The sequence below is a fragment of the Variovorax sp. GW821-FHT10D07 genome (assembly GCF_059415325.1).
In genome coordinates this window covers 165,295-186,689 of the sequence record NZ_JBWKMZ010000005.1, presented here as the reverse complement: position 1 = coordinate 186,689, position 21,395 = coordinate 165,295, and the positions used below count along the sequence as shown (strand labels likewise).

The following is a 21,395-nucleotide window of genomic DNA, read 5'->3' as shown; positions in this document are numbered from 1 at the left end:
GTCTCCCCGGGGATCGACGAGGCTCGAACCCCGGTGCCGCCGCCGCGGCGCCCGTGCCGCGTGGGCTCAGGCGCCAGCGACCTTCATGCGGTTGACCAGCAGCGAGCCCGTCGTCTTGGCGCCGAAAGTGTAAGCATCGGCCCCGATGGCTTCAATCCCCATCAGCATGTCCTTGAGGTTGCCGGCGATGGTGATCTCCTCCACCGGGAACGCGATGCGGCCCTTCTCGACCCAGAAGCCGCTGGCGCCGCGCGAGTAGTCGCCGGTCACGTAGTTCACGCCCTGCCCCATCAGCTCGATGACGAACAGGCCGGTGCCCAGCTTCTGCAGCATGGCGTCGAGGTCGTCGCCGGCCTGCGTGAGGCGCGAGCTCAGCACCAGGTTGTGCGAGCCGCCGGCATTGCCGGTGGTCTTCATGCCGAGCTTGCGCGCCGAGTAGGTCGAGAGGAAGTAGCCCTCGAGCCGGCCCGCGTCGACCACCTTGCGCGCCCGCGTGACCACGCCCTCGTCGTCGAAGGGCGAGCTGCCCTTGCCGCGCAGCACGTGCGGATCTTCGCTGACGTCGACGTGCGAAGGCAGCACCGGCTTGCCGAGCGAGTCGAGCAGGAAGGTGCTCTTGCGGTAGAGCGCGCCGCCGCTGGTGGCCTGCACCAGCCCGCCGAGCAGGCCCGCGGCCAGCGGCGACTCGAACAGCACCGGGCATTCCACCGTCTTGATCTTGCGCGACTTCAGGCGGCTCAGCGCGCGCTCGGCGGCATAGCGGCCCACGGCCTGCGGGCTCGCGAGCTCGTCGGCCGAGCGCATCGAGCTGTACCAGGCGTCGCGCTGCATGTTGTCGCCCTTGCCGGCGATCGGCGCCACCGAGATCGAGTGGCGCGAACTCGCGTAGCCGCCGCGGAAACCGTGGGTATGGGCGCTGAAGAAGTGGCTCTGCTGGGCCGAGACGCCCGCGCCCTCGCTGTTGGTGATGCGCTTGTCGGTCGACAGCGCGGCCGCCTCGCACTCGAGCGCCAGCTTGGCGGCCTGCTCGCTCGTGACCTCCCAGGGGTGGAACAGGTCGAGGTCGGGATGCTCCTTGGCGATGTCGGCCTCGTCGGGCAGGCCGCTGACCGGGTCCTCGGCCGTGAAGCGCGCGATGTCGTAGGCCGCCTGCACGGTCTGCGCGATGGCCGCCTCGGAGAAGTCGGAGGTGCTGGCATTGCCGCGCCGGTGGCCGACGTAGACGGTGACGCCCAGCGACTTGTCGCGGTTGCGCTCGACGTTCTCGAGTTCGCCCTTGCGCACCGAGACGCTGAGGCCGCAGCCCTCGGAAGCTTCGGCCCCCGCGTTGGTGGCCCCCAGCTTCTTGGCGTGGGCCAGGGCCGAATCGACCAGGTTTTCGAAGAAGGAGCGGCTGTAGGCGAAGCCGGAGTCGGCGCGCGAGGAAGAGGTCGTCATGTGGGTGGCTATGATACTTGCGCCCCCCGTTTCCCGTTTGGCACCGTTTTCCCCTCGGTCCCGCCGCGTTGCACCGCCGCGCGGCGCGGCACAGAATCCATCCCCATGTCCCGCAAACCCAAAAAAGGCTACTTCGTCCGCGGCCAGTTCGTCGCCGAAGGCAGCGAACTCGACCTGGAGCTCAAGCGCGAGCTCAAGGGCACCGACGATGCCAGCCGCACCGACCTCAAGCGCGAGAGCGCCGAACTGCAGAAGCTCGGCGAAGAGCTCATGACCCTGCGCGCCGCGCTGTTCGACGCGCTGCCGCTCGGCGAGAAGCTGGTCGAGGCGATCCACGAGGCCAAGCGCATCACCAATTTCGAGGGCAAGCGCCGCCAGATGCAGTTCATCGGCAAGCTGATGCGCAAGCTCGACGAGCCCACCATCGAGGCGATCCGCGCCGCGCTGGCCGAGCAGTCCAGCGGCCCGGCCGCCGAGACCGCGCTGCTGCACGAGGCCGAACGCTGGCGCGACCGCCTGATCGCCGACGACGATGCGCTCGGCGGCTGGATCGAGACCCACCCGGCCACCGATGCCCAGCAGCTGCGCGCCCTCGTGCGCCAGGCGCGCAAGGACATCAAGGCTGGCCCGGCCGGCGAGGCGCCGCGCCAGGGCAAGGCCTACCGCGAGGTGTTCCAGCTCGTGCGCGAGCAGCTCGCGGTGCATGGCGGCGACGACCATGCGGCGGCCGCGGCGGAACAGGGCCGGGAGGAGGATGCATGAGCGCCGCGCCGGGCCGCCCCAAGCAAGCTCGCACCGCAGTGCGAAGCACGGAGGTGTTTCAATGAGCGGTTTCGATCCGGTACGCATCGGCATCGTCTCGATCAGCGACCGCGCCTCGAGCGGCGCCTATGAAGACAAGGGCCTGCCCGCGCTGCAGGACTGGCTGCGCCGCGCGCTCAGGAATCCGATCGACTTCGAGCCCCGGCTCATTCCCGACGAAGCACCCGGCATCAGCGCCGCGCTGATCGAGCTGGTCGACGCCGGCTGCTCGCTGGTGCTGACCACCGGCGGCACCGGCCCCGCGCTGCGCGACGTGACGCCCGAGGCCACGCTGGCCGTGGCGCACAAGGAGATGCCGGGCTTCGGCGAGCAGATGCGCCAGATCAGCCTGCGCTTCGTGCCGACCGCGATCCTCTCGCGCCAGGTCGCGGTGATCCGCGACAAGAGCCTGATCATCAACCTGCCGGGCCAGCCCAAGTCGATCGCGGAAACGCTCGAAGGCCTGAAGGACGCCGAGGGCACGCAGCTCGTGCCCGGCATCTTCGCGGCCGTGCCCTACTGCATCGACCTGATCGGCGGGCCCTACCTCGAGACCGACGATTCGGTCTGCAAGGCCTTCCGGCCCAAATCGGCGATCCGGCCCGCGCGCTAGGGCTGGGCCGCCGCGCTTCGGGCCTCGACCTCCTTGAGGCAGGCCTGCACCGCGGCATTCGAAACCTGCTCGTAGCAGCGCGAGGCGGCCGCGCGCAGCTGCTTCTGCTGCTCGCGGCGCTGCTGCGCGTTGTCGATCTGCCAGGTCATGAGCCATTGCATGGCCAGCGCCAGCACGATGCCGAAGCCGATGGCGGCGCCGACCACCGTCGAGCGCCAGGTCCTCGTGGAGGGAGCGGAATCCGCGGGCGCCGCTGCCGCGTCGAAGGCCATCGGCGAATGCGCGGATGGGCTGGCCTTGCGGCGGCGCGGCGCGCGGGCGGCGGCCTCGATGGCGGGCGAATAAGACTGGCGGTGGCTGCGGCTCATCGGTCCTGTGTGCTGTGATTCGCGGCGGATTGTGCGCCATCCGCGAGTCACGAACCGCTCAGGCGCCGAAGCCGTGCGTCTCCCCCGCCTGCTCGCAAGGCACGCGCTCGGCCTGCACGGTCGAATGGTGGATGTCGAAGCGCTCGGCCAGCAGCGCGCGCAGCCGCTGCACCAGCGGCGCGAGGTCGTCGACACCGGGCGCGCTCACCACGTGCACGCTGAGGCTCACCTTGCCGCTGGACAGCGCCCACACGTGCAGGTCGTGCAGGCTGGCCACGCCCTCGCTCGCGAGCAGCGCGCGCTCGACCTCGGGCAGGTCGACCTCGTCGGGCACGCCCTCGAGCAGCACGTTGAGGCTCTCGCGCAGCAGGCGCCAGGTGCGCGGCAGCACCCACAGGCCGATGGCCACCGCGATCAGCGAATCGACCCAGGCCCAGCCGGTGTAGCGGATCGCCAGGGCGCCGACGATCACGCCCACCGAGCCGAGCATGTCGGCCCAGACCTCGAGGTAGGCGCCCTTGACGTTGAGGCTCTTGTCCTTGCCGCTGGCCAGCAGGCGCATGCCGATCAGGTTGACGACCAGCCCGCCCGCGGCCACCAGCAGCATCATGGTCGACTGGATCTCGGCCGGCGCCGCGATGCGCCGCCAGGCCTCGTAGAGCACGTAGATCGCCACCAGGAACAGCAGCACCGCGTTGAGCACCGCCGCGAGGATCTCGAAACGGTGGTAGCCGAAGGTGCGGCGCCGGTCGGCCGGCCGCTGGCCGATGCGGATGGCGGCCAGCGAGATCGCCAGCGCCACCGTGTCGGTGAACATGTGGGCGGCATCGGACAGCAGCGCGAGGCTGCCCGAGACCAGCCCGCCGACCACCTCCGCCACGAGGTAGGTCGAGGTCAGCAGCAGCGCCCAGCGCAGTGCCTTCTCGTTCGCGCCGGCGCCGTGCGAATGCTCATGGGCCATGGGATGCGGCTCGCGGTTCGGGGTCGATCGGCGCGCCCTGCTGCCGTTCGCGGGCTTCCTCCTCGGTCTCTTCCTCGTCGCGCCGGTGCGCGATGCGGTAGAGCAGCGGAAGCACCAGCAGCGTGAGCGCGGTCGAGGACAGGATACCGCCGATCACCACCGTGGCCAACGGCCGCTGCACCTCGGCGCCGGTGCCGGTGGCGATGGCCATCGGCACGAAGCCCAGCGAGGCCACCAGCGCGGTCATCAGCACCGGCCGCAGCCGGGTCAGCGCACCCTCGCGGATCGCGGCATCGAGCGGCAGGCCGCCCTCGCGCAGGTTGCGGATGAACGACAGCATCACCAGCCCGTTGAGCACCGCCACGCCCGACAGCGCGATGAAGCCCACCGCGGCCGAGATCGACAGCGGGATGTCGCGCAGCCACAGCGCCACGATGCCGCCGGTGAGCGCGAACGGGATGCCGGTGAAGACCAGCAGGCCGTCCTTGAGGTTGCCGAACATCGCGAACAGCAGCACGAACACCAGGAGCAGCGACACCGGCACCACGATCTGCAGCCGCTGGGTGGCCGACTCGAGGTTCTCGTACTGGCCGCCCCAGTCGGTCCAGTAGCCCACGGGAATGCGCACCGACTGCATCGCCTGCTCGGCCTCGGCCACGAAGGAGCCGAGGTCGCGCCCGCGCACGTTGGCGCTGACCACGATGCGGCGCTTGCCGTCCTCGCGGCTGATCTGGTTGGGACCGGGCGCGACCGACAGGGTGGCGACCTCGCCGAGCGGGATGAAGCTCAGGCGCTGGCCCTCGGGCGCGGCGCCGGTGGCGCCCTGCACCGTGCTGCCGGCGATGCCCGCGGGCGCCGCCGTGCCGCGCGGCAGCGCGATCGGCAGCCGCTGGATCGCCTCCAGGTCGGTGCGCAGGTTCTCGGGCAGGCGCACCACGATGCCGAAGCGCCGGTCGCCGTCGAACAGGATGCCCGCTTCGCGGCCGCCGACCGCGGTCGAGACCGCGTCCTGCACGTCGCCCACGTTGAGGCCGTAGCGCGCGGTCTTGCCGCGGTCGATCTCCACCGTGAGCATCGGCAGGCCCGTGGTCTGCTCGACCTTGACCTCGGCCGCGCCGCCGATGCCGTTGAGCACGCCGGCCACCTGCGCGGCGGTCTTCTCGAGCACCGCCATGTCGTCGCCGAAGATCTTCACCGCCACGTCGCTGCGCACGCCCGAGATCAGCTCGTTGAAGCGCAGCTGTATCGGTTGCGAGAACTCGTAGTTGTTGCCCGGCAGCTTCTCGACCTCCTCCTGCACCGCCACCAGCAGCTCGGCGCGGCTGCGCCGGGGCGTGGGCCAATCGCTCTCGGGCTTGAGCATGATGTAGCCGTCGGAGATGTTCGGCGGCATCGGGTCGGAAGCGATCTCGGCCGTGCCGGTGCGCGCGAACACGCGCTCGATCTCGGGGAATTTCGCCTTCAGCGTGCGCTCGAGCTGCTGCTGCATCTCGACCGACTGCGTGAGGCTGGTGCCCGGGATGCGCAGCGCCTGGATCGCGAAGTCGCCCTCGCTGAGGCTGGGCACGAACTCGGTGCCCAGGCGCGTGGCCAGCAGGCCCGACAGCACCACCGCCACCGAGGCCAGCGTGATCACCAGCGGCTTGGCGTTCATGACGCGCGCCAGCAGCGGCGCATAGGCGCGGCGCGCCCACGACATCAGCCGGTTCTCCTTCTCGCCGACCTTGCTGCCGATGAACAGCGCCACGGCCGCGGGAATGAAGGTGATCGACAGGATCATCGCGCCCAGCAGCGCGATCACCACGGTGAAGGCCATCGGGTGGAACAGCTTTCCCTCGACGCCGGTGAGCGCGAAGATCGGCAGGTACACGATCATGATGATCAGCTGGCCGAACAGCAGCGGCCGGCGCGCCTCCTGCGAGGCCGCGAAGACCTCGTGGAAGCGCTCGCTGCGCGTGAGCGGCCGGCCCTTGTGGGCCTGCGCATGGGCCAGGCGCCGCACGCAGTTCTCCACGATCACCACCGCGCCGTCGATGATGATGCCGAAGTCGAGCGCGCCCAGGCTCATGAGGTTGGCGCTGATGCGCTGGTTCACCATGCCGGTGAAGGTGAACAGCATCGACAGCGGGATCACCAGCGCGGTGATGATGGCCGCGCGGATGTTGCCGAGGAACAGGAACAGGATCGCGATCACCAGCACCGCGCCCTCGAGCAGGTTCTTCTTCACGGTGGCGATGGCCTTGTCGACCAGCACCGTGCGGTCGTACACCGTCACCGCCTTCACGCCCTCGGGCAGGGTGCGGTTGATCTCCTGCATCTTGCGGTCGACCGCCTGCGAGACGCTGCGGCTGTTCTCGCCGATCAGCATGAACACCGTGCCGAGCACCACCTCGCGGCCGTTGTCGGTGGCGGCGCCCGTGCGCAGCTCCTGGCCGATGCCGACCTGCGCCACGTCGGACACGCGCAGCGGCACGCCCTGCGCGTTGCCGAGGATCACGTTGCCGATGTCCTCGGCCGACTTCACCTGGCCCGGCGCGCGGATCAGGTACTGCTCGCCGCGCTTCTCGATGTAGCCCGCGCCCACGTTGGCGTTGTTGCGCTCGAGCGCGGTCACGATGTCGGTCATCGTGAGGCCGTGCGCGAGCAGCTTGGCGGGATCGGGCGCGATCTGGAACTCCTTGGCATAGCCGCCGATGGAGTTGATCTCGGTCACGCCCGGCACGTTGCGCAGCTGCGGCTTGATGATCCAGTCCTGGATCTCGCGCAGGTCGGTGGACGTGTAGGGCTGGCCATCGGGCCGCTTCGCGCCCTCCTCCGTCTCCACGGTCCAGAGGTAGATCTCGCCCAGGCCGGTGGAGATCGGCCCCACCACCGGCGAGATCCCCTCGGGCATCTTCTCGCGCGCCGACTGGATGCGCTCGTTGACGAGCTGGCGCGCGAAGTAGATGTCGGTGCCGTCCTTGAAGATCACGGTCACCTGCGACAGCCCGTAGCGCGACAGCGAACGCGTCTGCTGCAGGCCCGGCAGGCCGGCCATCACGGTCTCGATCGGGTAGGTCACGCGCTGTTCGGTCTCGAGCGGCGAGTAGCCGGGCGCGGCGGTGTTGATCTGCACCTGCACGTTGGTGATGTCGGGCACCGCATCGATGGGCAGCTTCTGGTAGCTGAACACGCCGAGCGCGGCCATGCCCAGCACCGCGAGCAGCACCAGCCAGCGCTGCTCGATGGCGAATCGGATCACACGTTCGAACATCGTGCGTCCTCAGTGGGTGTGGGTCGCAGAGGCCTTGCCCTGCTGCGACTTGACGACGAAGCTGCCCGCGGCGGCATAGGCCTGGCCCGGCTTCAGCCCGCCGGTGATCTCGATGCGCTGTCCGTCGCTGCGCCCGGTCTGCACCGCCTGCGGCAGGAAGCCGCCCGGCACGCGCAGGAACACGGTGGGCTTGTCCTCCACGCTCTGCACCGCCTCGGCCGACACCGTGACCGGCGCCTGCAGCTCGGAGGCCACCAGCTCGACATTGACGAACAGCCCCGGGCGCCACACGCGCTGCGGGTTGGTCAGCGTCACGCGCGCGGTCGCGGTGCGCGTCTGCGCGCCGAGCAGCGCGCCCACGTACGAGACCTTGCCCTGCGCCACCTGGTCGAAGGCGGTGGAACGGATGCGGACCGTCTCGCCGGTGCGCACCAGCGGCAGGTGCTGCGCCGGCACGCTGATCTCGGCCCAGACGGTGGACAGGTCGGACACGGTGAAGACGTTGGCGTCTTCCTTGACCGATTCGCCGAGCGAGATGTGCTTCTCGACCACCAGCCCGTCGAAGGGCGCGCGCAGCTCGTAGCGGCCCAGCGAGCCGCCGCCCGAGCCCGGCACGGCGCCGAGCGCCAGCAGCTTCTGGTTCGCGTTGGCGACCGCGATCTGCGCCTCCTGCATCAGCTGCTGCGCCTGCAGGTAGTCCTGCTGCGGCGAGATCTTCTCCTCCCACAGCTTCTTCTCGCGCTCGTAGGTGCTGCGCGCCAGCTCGAGCCGGCGCTGCGCCGACTGCAGCTCGCTGCGCTGCTCCGACAGCGCCGGGCTCGAGATCACCGCCAGCACCTGGCCGCGCTTGACCTCCTGCCCGAGGTTGGCGGGCACGCTGTCGACCACGCCCGGCACGCGCGGCACCACGTGCGCCGTGCGGTCCTCGTTGAAGCGGATCTCGCCCGGCAGCTGCAGCGCGGTGCGGATGTTCGCGGGGCCGGTGGTCTCGATCGCCACGCCGGCGGCCTTGATCTGGGCCTCGGTGAAGGCGATCCTGCGGTCCTCGCCCTCGTGCCCGCCGGCGGCGGCCTTGGGCTCGGCCTTGATCTCGCCCTTCGCTTCGCCCTTTGCTTCGCCCTTGGCCTCCTCCTTGGCCCCGTGCCCGTGGCCGTCATCGCCGGCCTCGGCCTTCTTCTCGCCCTTGCCCTCCTCCTCGTGGTGCTCGCCATCGGCATGGCCCTTCGCCTCCTCGTGGTCATGGCCATGGCCGGCGGCCTCCTTGCCGCTCTCGTGGTGCTCCTCGTCGGCATGCGCGGCCGACTCGGCGTGGCCGCCGGCGGGCTTCGACGGTCCTCCGGTGCGCAGGATCAGCGCGCCGACGGCCAGCCCCACGGCCAGCACGACGGCGATCGCGATCCATTGCTTGCGGCCCACGGCGGGCGCGGCGTTCTTGCGTTCTTGTTCGATGCTCATGGGAAACCTCAGCGGGTGACAGCGGAATGGGGGGTGGCGGCGGGAATGGCGGCCATGGGGGCCGGGGTGGCGAGGTCGTCGGACAGGCCCTCGGTGCCGAGCAGCCGGTCGAGTTCGCCCGCGGCGCGGTGCGCCTCGGCCAGCGCCAGCAGGTACTGCGCGCGCACCTGGAACAGCGTGCGCTGCGCATCGAGCGCCTCGAGGAAGCTGAACTTGCCGAGCTCGAAGCCCTTGGTGGCCGCGCGCCAGGCCTCGGCCGCGCCGGGCAGCGCGTCGCGCTGCAGGGTCTCGGCGGTGGCACGCGCCGAACGCAGCCGTTCGCTCGCCTGGGCCAGGTCGGCGCCCAGCTGCAGTTCGGCCGCGGCGAGCTCGTCGCGCGCCTTCTCCTCGCGGCTCAGGGCCTCGGCGAGGTTGCCGCGGTTGGTGTCGAAGATCGGCAGCGGCACCGACAGGCCCAGCACCACTTGGTCACGGCGCGAACTGCCGGCACCGCCCTCGCCCTCGGAGGCCGGCACGCGCTTGGCGCCCAGCGACACGGTCACGTCGGGAATGCGCTTGGCGCGCTCCAGCTCGGACAGCGCGCGCCGGCGCTCGACCTCGAGCCGCGCCTGGCGCAGCGCCGGTGCCTCGGCACGGCGCAGCGCCACCTCCTGCTCGCCCAGGGGCTGCGGCAGGCGGTCGACCGCGCCGTCGACCTGCGTGAAGCGCGGCGCCGGATTGCCCCACAGCGCCGCGAGTTGCTGGCGCGCCGTGCGCAGGGTGCCCTCGGCCTGCATCAGCTCGACGCGGATGCCGGCCTCGGCCACGCGCGAGCGGGTTTCCTCGAGCGGCGAGACCTTGCCGGCCGCCACGCGGTTGGCCGCGGCGCGCGTGGCCGCCTGCGCGAGGCCGACCGAGTCCTGCGCCAGCCGCAGCCGCTCCTGCGCCGAGAGCACCTCGAAGAACAGCGTGATCGCGGTGGCGCGCAGCTCGGCGCGCTTGGCCGCGAGCGCGGATTCGGCCTGGTCGCGTGCGCGTTCGGCCGCGCTCACGCGCGCCGCGCGCTTGCCGCCGAGCTCGATCGGCTGGCTCAGCTGGACCGTGGTGGTGCGGTTGTCGCGCCGCGTGTCCTCGAGCGTCACGTCGAGCGTGGGATTGGGCCAGGCGCCGGCCTGCACCAGCGCGCCATCGGTGGCCTCGCGCTCGCGCCGGGCCGCGAACAGGCCCGAGTTGGCCTGGAACGCCAGCGCGAGCGCGCTGCGCAGGGTCAGCGGGCCCGCGGGCTCGAGGCTGACGGAGGCCTGCGATGAGGCAGCAGAAGTGGAAGTGCCGGTCGCGGCCTGCTGCGTGGGCAGCGAAGGCTGGGCGAAGACCGGGGGTACCGCCAAGGCCAACACGGCCAGCGGCACGAAGAGCGTGCGCATCGGATTCTCCTGGGTTGCGAAACAACGAACGGGAAAATCCGGCGAGAGCTCAGTGCATGAACGGTGTCAGTGCGAAAAGGGAATGAAGGCGTGCTCTCGCCGGATCAGGCGGCGAGAGTCCATGCGGGGCGCACGGGCACTTCGGGGATGTGGGAGTCGAAGGACTCGGCGAGCACGGCGCGCGGGCCCTGCGGAACGAAGGCGATGCCGGGCACTTCGGCAGGCGCCGCCACCGCATGCTGCGCATGACCGAAGTGGCACAGGGCACAGTCGCCGATCGCGGGATTCGGCACGTTGCCGGCGTCCTTCGACGTACCCGCATCGGCGTGGCTGCGGTCTTCGGCCGCGTTGCCCGGATGCTCGTGGTGGCCCCAGTGCTGTGTCTGCGCGTCCTGCTCGTGCGCGCAATAGGCGGCCGACATCGCCCAGCTGTACTGGAGCGGAAGCAGGAACACCAGGAAGATCAACAGCCAGCGGCGCATGGGAGCGGGAGTATATCGACGGCACCTGCGGCACCGAGGCTTTCAAGACCCCACGGAACGCGGGTGCAGCGCACTGTACGACGCCTCGACAGGGCTTTGTCCGTCAAGCGGATTACGAATTTGTAACCCCCTGCGGAGCCCCTGTTTCATTACCATCCGGCGATGCGAATTCTTGTCATCGAGGACGAGCCCAAGCTGGGCGACTACCTCAAGAAAGGCCTGGAGGAGAACGGTTACGTCGTCGACATCGCGCGCGACGGCATCGAAGGCCGCTACCTGGCCACCGAGGGCGACTACGGCCTGATCCTGCTCGACGTGATGCTCCCGGGCATCGACGGATTCGCGGTGCTCAAGGCGATACGCCGCACCAAGAACGTCCCGGTGCTGGTGCTGACCGCGCGCGACAAGGTCGAGGACCGCGTCAACGGCCTGCAGCAGGGCGCCGACGACTACCTGGTCAAGCCTTTCTCGTTCTCGGAACTGCTCGCGCGCATCCAGGCCCTGCTGCGCCGCGGCCAGGCCCAAGACGCCACCGTGTTGCGTCTGGCCGATCTCGAGCTCGACCTCGCGAGCCGCAAGTGCCAGCGCGCGCGCAAGCGCGTCGACCTGACCTCGAAGGAATTCATGCTGCTGACGGTGCTGCTGCGCCGGCGCGGCCAGATCCTCTCGCGCACCACGCTGGCCGAGCAGGTGTGGGACATGAACTTCGACAGCGACACCAACGTGGTCGAGGTGGCGATCCGCCGGCTGCGCGGCAAGATCGACGATCCCTTCGAGGTGAAGCTGCTGCACACGGTGCGCGGCATGGGCTACGTGCTCGAAGACCGCTCCTGGGCCTGAGGGCCCGGTCCCCGCTCCCTTCTCTCCGGCGAGCATGCGTGCCCCCTCGATACGCCGCAGGCTCTCGCTCTGGTTCGCGGCCCAGACCTTCTTCGGCCTCAGCGTGGTGTGCCTCGCGGTCTACCTGGTCACGGCCTGGAACTTCGGCGCCAAGCAGGACACCGAGATCGCGCACAAGGCCGAGCTGGTGCAGCACCTGTTGGCCGAGGGCGAGAAGGCCGGCGATCTCTCGACCCTGCGGCACAAGCTCGAGGACTTCTTCTCGATGGAGGACGAGTTCAGCCTCTCCATCGTCACGGCCACGGGCGACACCATCTTCCGCTCCGCGCCGCCCACGGGCGGGCGCTGGGTGCGCAGCGACCGGCAGATGCCGTGGCGCGCGCCGGGCGCGCAGACTGCGCCGCTCACGGTCTCCATCGGCATCAGCGTGGCCAACGACGCGCGCCTGCTCGAGCGCCTGGCCTGGACCCTGCTGGGCGCGGTGCTGCTGGGCACGGCGCTGGTCTCGCTGACCGGCTTCTGGCTGGTGCGGCGCGGTCTGCGGCCGCTCAAGGCGCTGGCCGAGCGCACCGCGGCGATGGCGCCCGACCGGCCCAACGAGCCGATCGACGCGCTGGCCTTCGCCGAGGAGCTGCGGCCCTGGATCACGCAGTTCAACGCACTGCTGTTGCGTGTGCAGGGCGCCTACGTGCAGCTCGAATCCTTCAATGCCGACGTGGCGCACGAGCTGCGCACGCCGCTGGCCAACCTGATCGGCTCGACCGAGCTCGCGCTGACCCGGCCGCGCGGCAACGAGGAGCTGCAGGCCGTGCTGGCCTCCAACCTCGAGGAGATCGGCCGCCTCTCGGGCATCGTGACCGACATGCTGTTCCTCTCGCAGGCCGAGCGCGGCGGCGCGACGCGCTCGCGCGCGACCGTGAGCCTGGCGGCGCAGGCGGTGGACGTGATCGACTTCCACGACGCCATGCTCGAGGAGGCCGGGCTGCAGGCGCGCGTCGAAGGCGATGCCAGGGTCGATGTCGATGCGGCACTGGTGCGCCGCGCGCTGTCGAACCTGCTGGGCAATGCCATCCGCTTCGCGGCGCCGGGCTCGGCCATCGCGATCGAGATCGGGCCCGACACCGGCCCGGGCAGCCAGCGCGACGCGATCGCGCTGGTGCTCGTCAACCGCGGCGCCGCCATCGCGCCCGAGGTGCTGCCGCGGCTGTTCGAGCGCTTCTACCGCGCGGCCCCGGCGCGCGACGGCTCGGCCCGCCACCATGGGCTGGGCCTGGCTATCGTCGAGGCGATCGCGCGCATGCACGGCGGCCGCGTGTTCGCCTCCAGCCAGGACGGCACGACGCGCATCGGCTTCACGGTGCCAACGCACCCGTGATGCGCGGGCGTCCGGCCGCCGCGGGCCGCTGACGCCTTTCTTCTTCATCGCGCACGCAACGCCCGAGAACTTTGGGCTTCCTTCGCGGAACTGCGCGTACCTTTCGTCGGCCGAGCCGGGTTTATCCCGATACGGCGCAGGCGTTGCTCCCCCAAGAATCCGCCCTCAATAAAAAGCACGGACGTTCGTTTTATTAACCGGCACTCAAGGAGATGAGCATGAATGGATTTTTCGGTGGTCTGCTGCGCCGCCTGGCGCTTACGACGGTCTTCGCCCTGCTGGGCCCCCTGAGCCTTCTCGGCCTCGCGGCCCCCGCGCAGGCGCAGGACAACGCCACGCAGACCCGCTACCCGATCGTGCTCGTGCACGGCCTGTTCGGTTTCGATTCGCTGTTCGGCGTCGACTACTGGTACGGCATTCCCTCGGCACTGCAGCGCAGCGGCGCGCGCGTGTTCGTGGCACAGGTGTCGGCCGCCAACAGCACCGAGGTGCGCGGCGAGCAGCTGCTCGCGCAGGTGAAGAACATCATGGCGATCACCGGGGCCGCCAAGGTCAACCTGGTGGGCCATTCGCATGGCGGTCCGACCATCCGCTACGTGGCCGGCGTGGCGCCGCAGCTCGTGGCCTCGGTCACCTCGGTGGCCGGCCCGAACAAGGGCTCGCGCGTGGCCGACATCCTGCGCGGCACCGTGCCGGCCGGCTCGCTCAGCGAGACCGTGCTCAACGGCGCGGTGAATGCCTTCGTCGCGCTCATCAACCTCGGCTCGGGCGGCACCGGCCTGCCGCAGATGCCGGTGGCCGCGCTGAACTCGCTGACCGCGGCCGGCTCGGCCGACTTCACGCGCCGCTTCCCGCAGGCCGTGCCCACGGGCTGCGGCGACGGCGCCGAGGTGGTCGGTGGCGTGCGCTACTACTCGTGGACCGGCAAGCAGCCCGTGACCAACCTGCTCGATCCCAGCGACGCTTCGCTCGGCCTGCTGAGCCTGAGCTTCGGCGAGACCAACGACGGCCTGGTGGCCGTGTGCTCCTCGCGCCTGGGCAAGCACCTGGGCGACTACCGCCAGAACCACCTCGACGAGGTGAACCAGCTGCTCGGCGTGCGCGACTGGCTTGCGCCCGATCCGGTCGCGCTGTACCGCCAGCACGCCACCCGCCTCAAGCAGATCGGCCTGTGACGCGCCGCTGGCCCCTGGTTCTGGCCGCGGCCGCGGTGGTGGCGCTCGGCGGCTGGTGGTTCGGCGCGTCGGGCCCGGCGGACAGCGAGGCGCGCACAGGCGAGGCGACATCGGCCGGCCCCGCGCCGCTGCCGCAGGCACCCGCGGCCACCGAGCCCGCCGCCATCGCCGACAGCTTCCTCACGCCGCACCTGCGCGACCGCATCGAGGCGCTCTTGCTCGAGGCCGGCGAGGCCGCGAGCCCCGAGGACCTCAAGCGCCGCGTCGAGGCGCTGGTGCCCGCGCACTTCGCGCCGCACGAGGCGGCCCGTGCCCGCGCGCTGCTGGGCCGCTACGTCGACTACCGCGTGGCGCTCGGCGCGCTGCAGCTGCCGGCCGACCTCGGCGACCCGCGCGCGCTGCGCGACACGGTCGAGGCGCGCCGCCGGGTGCGCGAACAACACTTCATGCCCGACGAGTACCAGGCGCTGTTCGGTGCCGACGACGACTTCGACCGCTACAGCCTCGCGCGGCTCGAGATCGAGCGCAACACCGCCCTCACGCCCGCGCAGCGCCAGGCCGCGCTCGAGGACAACGAGCGCAGTCTCGGCGAGACGCAGCGCGCCCAGCGCGCCCAGACCGTGGCCCAGCTCCAGGTGGCCTCGCAGACCGCGGCGCTCGAGGCGCGTGGCGCCAGCGACCAGGAACGCTTCGCCGAACGCAGCGCGCAGTACGGCGCGCCGGCCGCGCAGCAGCTCGCGCAGCTCGACCGCGAGGAACGCGACTGGCAGGGACGGCTCGCGCAGTACGCGGCGCTGCAGTCGGGCAAGGCCGATGCGCAGTCGCTCGAGCAGATGAAGCAGCAGCTCTTCACGCCCGAGGAACGGCTGCGGCTGGAAGCGGCGCTGCAGTTGCGCGCGCAGGCGGCGGCCGCGGCGCCGTCGATGACACCGCGCTAGGGCACGCTAGGCGCTTTCGCGCGCGACGACGAACTCGGCGCCCGGCGCCGCGCTGCGCACCGTCAGTTGCCAGCCATGCGCGAGCGCGATCTCCTGGCAGATCGCGAGCCCCAGGCCCGAGCCTTCGTCGCGCCGTCCGGCGCCGCGCCAGAAGCGCTCGAAGACTTTCGGCAACTCGGTGGCGCTCAGCCCGGGTCCCTGGTCGCACACCGAGATTCGCTGCTCATCGGCCACCAGCCGCACCGTCGCGTTCGGCGGCGAATGCTGGATCGCGTTCTCGAGCAGGTTCTTCAGCAGCGTGAACAGCGCGCCGCGATCGGCGCGCCAGCCGAGCGACTCGGAGGCCACGCGCAGGTCGAGCCGCACCTGGCGGCGCTCGGCCAGGCGGGCCAGGTAGTCGCCCACCTCGTCCACCAGCGCGGCCAGGTGCACCAGGCCGATCTCGTAGTTGCGCAGCTCGGTGGCCTCGGCCAGGTGCAGCAGCTGGTTCACGTGCCGCGCCATCTGGTCGACGTCGCGCAGCAGGGCCTCGCGATCGAAGCCGGCATCGCCCGCGCCATGCAGCTCGATCTGGGCGCGGATCAGCGCCAGCGGGGTCTTGAGCTCGTGCGCCACCGTGCCGAGGAAATCCTGCTGCGCGACATAGCCGCGCTCGAGCCGGTCGAGCGCGCGGTTGAAGGCCTCGATCAGCGGCAGCATCTCGGACGGCAGCCCGCGCACCTCGAGCCGCGCATCGAGCGTGCGCGGCGTGATGCAGGCGGCGCTGTCGGACGCCGCGCGCAGCGGCCGCAGCATGCGGCCGAGCGTGAAGTACATGGCGACGGCGAACACCAGCACCGAGGCCAGGCTCGCGAACAGCATGCCCTGCCCCAGCGCCGGCAGGCCGACGGCGCGCTCCATGACCTCGATGAAGCGCCGGCTGATCGCCACCTGCACGTACCAGCGCCGGCCGCCATGCTCGATGGCCTCGGTCGCGACCCGCATCGGCAGGCCGTCCGCCACCGCGTCGAAGGAGCGGCCTTCCGGCTCGAAGCTGCCGTTGTCCGCGCGCAGCGTCGCCAGGCCCTGCCCCGCGGGCAGCACGACCCGGCCCGCCGCGTCGAGCACGCGCACCGAGGTCTCGCGGCCCAGGCCCGCATAGAGCCACATCGTGAGGCGGGATTCGTCCAGGCCCACCGGCTGCCCGGCCGCGTCGAAGCGCAGCGCGCGAGCGATCAGGCGCGCATGGTTGGCGATGCTCTCGTTGAACACCTGGCCGCGCAGCGCGAACGCCACGGCACCGCCCGCGGCGATCAGCACGATGCACACGAGCACGCCCGCCACGTAGGTGACCAGCAGGCGCGTGCCGAGGCTACGCGGCATCGCGAAGCGCATAGCCGTGGCCTCTCACGTTGGCGATCTGCAAGCGCGAGTCCACGGCCTGCAGCTTCCTGCGCAGCCGGTGCAGGGCCACGTCGAGCGCATTGGGCGTGACCGCTTCCGACAGGCCCCAGGCGGCCGACTCGAGCGCGCCGCGCCGCACGGTCTGCCCGCCGGCGCGCACCAGGCACAGCATGATCTGCAGCTCGGCCGGCGCCAGCGTGACCGCCTCGGGGCCGCAGGCCAGCGTGCCGCTGTCGGGCTGGATGCGGATGTCGCCATGGGCCGGCGACAGGCTCTGCAGCTGCACCGGCCGGCGCAGCAGCGCGCGCACGCGCGCCACCAGTTCCTCCATCGAGAAGGGCTTGGCCAGGTAGTCGTCGGCGCCGGACTCGAGGCCATCGACGCGGTCGTGCAGCGCATCGCGCGAGGTCAGCATCAGGCACGGCGTGCGCGTGCCGGCCGCGCGCAGCCGGCGCACCAGCTCCAGGCCGTCGCCATCGGGCAGGCCGCGGTCGACCACCAGCGCCGCATAGGCGGTGTCGCGCAGCGCATGCGCGGCGCTGTCGATGCGGCCGAAGACATCGGCCTCGATGCCCGCGCCCGACAGCGCCTTGCAGACCAGCGCGGCCATGCGTTCGTGGTCTTCGATCAGCGCGATCCGGTTCATGCGCCCGAGGATGCCTCAGAAACGGTAGAGATAGCCGACCGAGGCCGAACCCAGGCTCGAGCGGTTCACCAGCGGGCTGTTCTTGATCTGCTTGCCCAGCTGGGTGGAGCCGACGTCGAGGAACACCGACTGGTGGCGGTCGATCGCATAGCCCACGCGCAGGCCGATCTCGGTGTTGACGCTCGAGCGGCCCAGGTAGAGCGGACGCCCGATGCGGACCTCCTGCGCGCGCACGCCGTAGTAGTAGTCCACGTACTTGTCGTCGACCCACACGGCCTCGAGGCGCGGCGTGAAGGTGAAGCGGCCGGCGCGGAAGTCGCGCTGCATGCCCAGGCGCAGGTGCTGACCCTTGCTCTTGCCCGAGGCATCGCCAAGCCATTCGAGCGAGACGTCGGCCAGCTCGTTGCGCCAGACGAGGCCGGCGCCGAGCCAGATGCTGCCCTTGCGCTCTTCCATGCCCGAGAGCACGGGCGCATCGTCGGGCTTGTAGCCGCCCAGGCCGTAGCGGGCGCGCAGGCCGAAGGACAGCGAGGAGCGGCCGCCCAGCTCGAGCGCCGGCAGCTTGAGTTCCGCGCCGGTGCCGAACACGCGCACATGGCGGTTCTCGAAGTAGACCAGCGGCAGGCCCTGCGACTTGTTGCCGGCGTCGGTGTAGGGCTGCTGCCTGACGCCGGCAGCGAGGCCCAGGCCCCAGCGGGCGCGGTCGTCGGACGGGGCGGCGGAAGGCTCGGCGAGCGGCTGTTCGAGGGCCGTGTCCTGCGCCCAGGCGGGCACGGCCCACGGGGTCAGCGACAGGCCCGCGAGCACGGGCAGGCAACGGGAGAAGGAAGAGAGCGAGGAAGCACGCGGCATGGCGGAGCCAATCGGGTTGTCAGGGAAGCCCGGATGCTCGATGCGGCAGTCTTACCGCGGTCTTACCGGCCCGCGTCCGTACGGTAAGCCCGCGGAAAGACGGGCGGGCCGAGGATGCGCGCCTCTTCGAACCGGAGCCGCCGATGCCCATGCTTTTGTTGAACCCACACCCGGCTGCGCGATGCAGCACGCCGCGCTGATGCCCGCGCCCTGGGTGCCCTCGCCCTGGTCCGCGCGCAAGGCGCCGGCGCGCGTGCCCCCGGCCGCACCGGCGCCCCCGCCTGCGCCTAGGACTCCACGCGCGCCGCCTCGGCTGCGCGCGCCTTGCGCCCCATCACGAGGTTGATCAGCGGCCCCGTCATCGCCGTGGTCGCCAGCGCCATCACCAGCAGCATGGTGAAGAGCTCGGGGCCGATCAGGCCGACGTCGAGGCCGATCTTGATGACGATCAGCTCCATCAGCCCGCGCGCGTTCATCAGCGCGCCGGTCGCGAGGCTGTCGCGCCAGCCGTAGCCGGCCAGGCGCGCGCCGATCGCGCCGCCGGCCAGCTTGCCGATGCTGGCGACCGCGACGATCAGCAGCAGCGCGCCGATGCCCGCGCCCGAGAAGGCGCTGGCCGTGGTGCCCAGCCCCGCGAGCGCGAAGAACAGCGGCATCAGCAGCACGATCGAGAGCGGCTCGATGCGCTCTTGCAGCGAGCGCAGCAGGCGGTCGTCGCGCGGCAGGCAGGCACCGAACAGGAAGGCGCCGAACACCGCGTGCAGGTGCAGCCATTCGGTGAGCAGGGCCGAGACCAGCAGGCCGATCATCAGCGAGGCCAGCACCGTGGTCGAGGGCTCGCCGTCGGGCGCGCGGGTGCGCAGCAGCCAGGCATAGGCCGGCTTCAGGCCGAGGAACAAAAAGGCGAACAGCGCCACCGCGCCGCCGCCGGTGCGCAGCAGCCCGAGGTAGCCCTCGCCCGCGCCGGCCAGCGCCACCACGAAGGCCAGCAGCACCCAGGCGAAGACATCGACCACCGCGGCCGCGCCCAGCGAGAGCTGGCCGAAGGGGGTGCGCGTCAGGCCGCGGTCCTTGAGGATGCGCGCCATCACGGGGAACGCGGTGATCGACAGCGCCGCCGCGATGAACAGCGCGAAGGGCCAGAAGCCCACGCCGGCCGGTGCCAGCGAAGGATGCAGCGCGGGCGCGATCGCCAGGCCCAGGCCCAGCGGCGCGATCACGCTGGCGATACCGACCCAGCCGGCCGACTTGAGCTGCGCCTTCACGCCCTGCGAGGCGCGCAGCTCGAGGCCGACCACGAACATGAACAGCACCAGCCCCACGGTGGCGAGCGCCGACAGGCCGCCCAGCGACTCCTTCGCGAAGATCTGGCCATGCAGCGAGGGGAACAGCGCGCCCATGACGGCCGGCCCCAGCATCAGGCCGGCGGCCATCTCGCCGACCACGCCCGGTTGGCCGAGGTGGCGCAGCACCCATCCGCAGACGCGGGCCGTGCCGAGGATGACGATCAGTTGCAGCAGCAGCGTCGTGGCGGACATGGCCGGATGTTAAGTCCCGCCGCGCTCGGCCTCGGTCCACAGCGCGGCCATGGCGCGCAGCAGCGACTCCTCGACCACCGGCTTGAACAGCACCGGCACGCCCGACTCGCGCACGCGCTGCAGCCGCGGCGGCGCGGTCTCGCCGGTCACCAGCAGCAGCGGCAGCCGGCCGCCCTGGCTCCGGCGCAGGCGCAGCCCGGCATCGAGGCCGTCGGAGCCGTCGGCCAGCCGGTAGTCGCACAGCAGCAGGTCGTAGGGCCGGCCCTCGGCGCCGGCGCGCGCCAGCGCCTGCGCGGCGGCGGCCTCGTCGGCCACCGCGTGCAGGTCGATCGCGTGCTGGCGCAGCAGGCCGGTCATGGCATCGCGGATGTCGGCCTCGTCGTCGACCAGCAGCACGCGGCGCGGCATCGGTTCCATGCGCGGCATCGGCGCGCGCGGCCCGAACGAAGGCGCGGGCGTGAAGGACTGGCGCCACGGCGGCGCGGCCGCGGCGGCGGGCGCGCAGGCCTCGTCGCGCGCCGGCGCGGCGGGCACCACCACGCGCACGTGCGTGCCGCGGCCCAGGCGCGAATGCACCTGCACCGGATGACCGAGCAGGCGCGACAGACGCTGCACGATCGCCAGCCCGATGCCGAGCCCGCGCGAGCGGTCGCGGCCCGGGTTGTCGATCTGGTAGAACTCCTCGAAGATCCGGCCCGACTGCTCGGGCGCGATGCCGATGCCGGTGTCGCGCACTTCGATCCACACCACCTCGCCGCGGTCGCGCGCGATCACCGTCACCCCGCCGCGCCAGGTGTACTTGAGCGCGTTGTCCATCAGGTTCGACAGCATGCGGTGCAGCAGTTGCGGATCGCTGCGCACCCACAGGCCGCTGGCGCGCACGCGCAGCTGCAGCTGGCGCTGCTCGGCCTGGGCCGAGAAGGTGTGGTTGAGCGGCAGGAACAGCGCATCGAGCGGCACCGCGTCGAGCGCCGGCGCGACCACGCCGGCATCGAGCCGCGAGACGTCGAGCATGGTGTCGAGCGAATGGCCCAGCGCATGCACCGCGCGCATCAGCCGCTCGGCGTTGCGGCCCTCGGGGCGGTTGCGCAGCTCGTTCTCGAGCGCGGCACCGAACAGCGCGATGGCATGCAGCGGCTGGCGCAGGTCGTGGCTGGCGGTGCCGAGGAAGCGGCTCTTCTCCTGGCTCGCGCGCTCGGTGGCCACCACCTGCTCGCCCAGGCGCGCGGCCAGCACCTCGTTGCGAAAGCGCAGCCGCAGCGCCTCGTCGAGCACGCGGTGCTGGCGCGTCGCGATGCGCAAGGTCAGCACGAGGTGCACCGCGCCGAAGACCGCGAGGAACAGGTGCACGCCGTCGCCCTGCCAGGCCAGCGCGAGCACCAGCCCCGCCATCATCGGGATGCCGTAGCCGAACAAGGCGGGCTTGAGCGAGCACAGCGACTGCATCGAGCGGGTCCAGCCGCTCATGATGACCACCACCAGCAGCGTGGTCGTCACCAGGTCGTCGCGCGCCATGAAGAAGGCCGGCACCGGCGCCGCGACGACGCTCAGCAGCGTGACCTGCGCGGCATAGCGGCGCGCCCAGGTCGCGCTCATGGCATCGGGGATGCCGGCATGCCAGCGCGGCGCCAGCAGCACCGCGAGATCGGTGGCGACCACCAGCCCCAGCCACAGCAGCGCGAGGATCGAGCTGCGCTCGAAGGTCGCGACGCCGAGCGCGATCGCGAAGCCGATGTGGGTGGCGACCGAGACGTTGCGCGAGGCATAGAACGACGCCAGGTGCTCGCGCAGCACACGCTGCGCGAGGGCACGGTCGAGGGGCTCGCCGTTCGGATCGCGGGCTGCGGCGCTGGTCATCGGGGCGATTCTGGGGAC

The 21,395-nt window shown here is 71.4% G+C and carries 18 protein-coding genes; 6 read left to right on the top strand and 12 right to left on the bottom strand.

Annotated features, from left to right (window positions below):
- Positions 1-66: 66 nt before the first annotated feature.
- A complete protein-coding gene (pmbA, locus tag AC07PU_RS17725; protein ID WP_093339457.1) occupies positions 67-1,437 on the bottom strand; it encodes a metalloprotease PmbA in 1,371 nt (456 codons plus the stop codon).
- Between the two features lie 105 nt (positions 1,438-1,542).
- Here pmbA and yjgA point away from each other — a divergent pair, with 105 nt between their 5' ends.
- On the top strand, positions 1,543-2,199 hold the full coding sequence (gene yjgA, locus AC07PU_RS17720; RefSeq protein ID WP_296775977.1) for a ribosome biogenesis factor YjgA: 657 nt from the start codon (positions 1,543-1,545) through the stop codon (positions 2,197-2,199).
- A gap of 61 nt (positions 2,200-2,260) precedes the next feature.
- Entirely contained in the window at positions 2,261-2,851 is a 591-nt protein-coding gene (gene mog / locus AC07PU_RS17715) for a molybdopterin adenylyltransferase (RefSeq protein WP_495319149.1), read from the top strand.
- Here the strand turns inward: mog and AC07PU_RS17710 are convergent.
- The 6 genes from AC07PU_RS17710 to czcI all read right to left on the bottom strand — a co-directional run bounded on the left by AC07PU_RS17710 (position 2,848) and on the right by czcI (position 10,773).
- Complete coding sequence (locus tag AC07PU_RS17710; protein WP_495319147.1) at positions 2,848-3,219, bottom strand: hypothetical protein; 372 nt, start codon at positions 3,217-3,219, stop codon at positions 2,848-2,850. The genes mog and AC07PU_RS17710 overlap by 4 nt on opposite strands.
- Before the next feature lie 58 nt (positions 3,220-3,277).
- A complete protein-coding gene (locus AC07PU_RS17705) occupies positions 3,278-4,180 on the bottom strand; it encodes a cation diffusion facilitator family transporter (RefSeq protein ID WP_495319145.1) in 903 nt (300 codons plus the stop codon).
- Positions 4,170-7,433, bottom strand: coding sequence for a CusA/CzcA family heavy metal efflux RND transporter (locus AC07PU_RS17700; RefSeq protein WP_495319143.1), 3,264 nt, complete (start codon positions 7,431-7,433; stop codon positions 4,170-4,172). Before AC07PU_RS17700 ends, AC07PU_RS17705 begins: the two co-directional genes overlap by 11 nt.
- 9 nt (positions 7,434-7,442) lie before the next feature.
- The gene (locus AC07PU_RS17695) at positions 7,443-8,888 is read right to left on the bottom strand and encodes an efflux RND transporter periplasmic adaptor subunit (protein ID WP_495319141.1); all 1,446 of its coding nucleotides are present in this window, start codon (positions 8,886-8,888) and stop codon (positions 7,443-7,445) included.
- Between the two features lie 8 nt (positions 8,889-8,896).
- A complete protein-coding gene (locus tag AC07PU_RS17690) occupies positions 8,897-10,291 on the bottom strand; it encodes a TolC family protein (RefSeq protein WP_495319139.1) in 1,395 nt (464 codons plus the stop codon).
- A 104-nt stretch (positions 10,292-10,395) separates the two neighbouring features.
- Positions 10,396-10,773, bottom strand: a complete 378-nt coding sequence (czcI, locus tag AC07PU_RS17685; protein ID WP_057594848.1) for a cation efflux protein, CzcI family — start codon at positions 10,771-10,773, stop codon at positions 10,396-10,398.
- Between the two features lie 162 nt (positions 10,774-10,935).
- Between czcI and AC07PU_RS17680 the strand changes: the two genes are divergently transcribed.
- The 4 genes from AC07PU_RS17680 (at position 10,936) to AC07PU_RS17665 (ending at position 15,101) form a co-directional block, all read left to right on the top strand.
- The gene (locus AC07PU_RS17680; RefSeq protein WP_057594849.1) at positions 10,936-11,613 is read left to right on the top strand and encodes a heavy metal response regulator transcription factor; all 678 of its coding nucleotides are present in this window, start codon (positions 10,936-10,938) and stop codon (positions 11,611-11,613) included.
- A gap of 34 nt (positions 11,614-11,647) precedes the next feature.
- Positions 11,648-12,988: a heavy metal sensor histidine kinase gene (locus AC07PU_RS17675; RefSeq protein ID WP_495319137.1), complete on the top strand. Its 1,341-nt coding sequence runs from the start codon at positions 11,648-11,650 to the stop codon at positions 12,986-12,988.
- Between the two features lie 218 nt (positions 12,989-13,206).
- Positions 13,207-14,163: an esterase/lipase family protein gene (locus AC07PU_RS17670; protein ID WP_495319135.1), complete on the top strand. Its 957-nt coding sequence runs from the start codon at positions 13,207-13,209 to the stop codon at positions 14,161-14,163.
- A complete protein-coding gene (locus AC07PU_RS17665) occupies positions 14,160-15,101 on the top strand; it encodes a lipase secretion chaperone (RefSeq protein ID WP_495319133.1) in 942 nt (313 codons plus the stop codon). Before AC07PU_RS17670 ends, AC07PU_RS17665 begins: the two co-directional genes overlap by 4 nt.
- Positions 15,102-15,107: 6 nt before the next feature.
- Here AC07PU_RS17665 and AC07PU_RS17660 read toward each other — a convergent pair whose 3' ends face one another.
- The 5 genes from AC07PU_RS17660 to AC07PU_RS17640 form a co-directional block, all read right to left on the bottom strand.
- Positions 15,108-16,463 (bottom strand): sensor histidine kinase, encoded by a 1,356-nt coding sequence (locus AC07PU_RS17660; protein WP_495319131.1) that lies wholly within the window; start codon positions 16,461-16,463, stop codon positions 15,108-15,110.
- The gene (locus AC07PU_RS17655) at positions 16,453-17,130 is read right to left on the bottom strand and encodes a response regulator transcription factor (RefSeq protein WP_093339483.1); all 678 of its coding nucleotides are present in this window, start codon (positions 17,128-17,130) and stop codon (positions 16,453-16,455) included. The genes AC07PU_RS17660 and AC07PU_RS17655 overlap by 11 nt, the downstream gene beginning before the upstream one ends.
- 15 nt (positions 17,131-17,145) lie before the next feature.
- Positions 17,146-17,982: a MipA/OmpV family protein gene (locus AC07PU_RS17650; protein ID WP_495319130.1), complete on the bottom strand. Its 837-nt coding sequence runs from the start codon at positions 17,980-17,982 to the stop codon at positions 17,146-17,148.
- A gap of 287 nt (positions 17,983-18,269) precedes the next feature.
- Positions 18,270-19,520 carry a cation:proton antiporter domain-containing protein gene (locus AC07PU_RS17645; RefSeq protein WP_398492109.1) on the bottom strand — a complete coding sequence of 417 codons (1,251 nt, stop codon included), beginning with the start codon at positions 19,518-19,520 and terminating at the stop codon, positions 18,270-18,272.
- A gap of 9 nt (positions 19,521-19,529) precedes the next feature.
- Entirely contained in the window at positions 19,530-21,377 is a 1,848-nt protein-coding gene (locus AC07PU_RS17640; RefSeq protein WP_495319129.1) for an ATP-binding response regulator, read from the bottom strand.
- Positions 21,378-21,395: the final 18 nt, after the last annotated feature.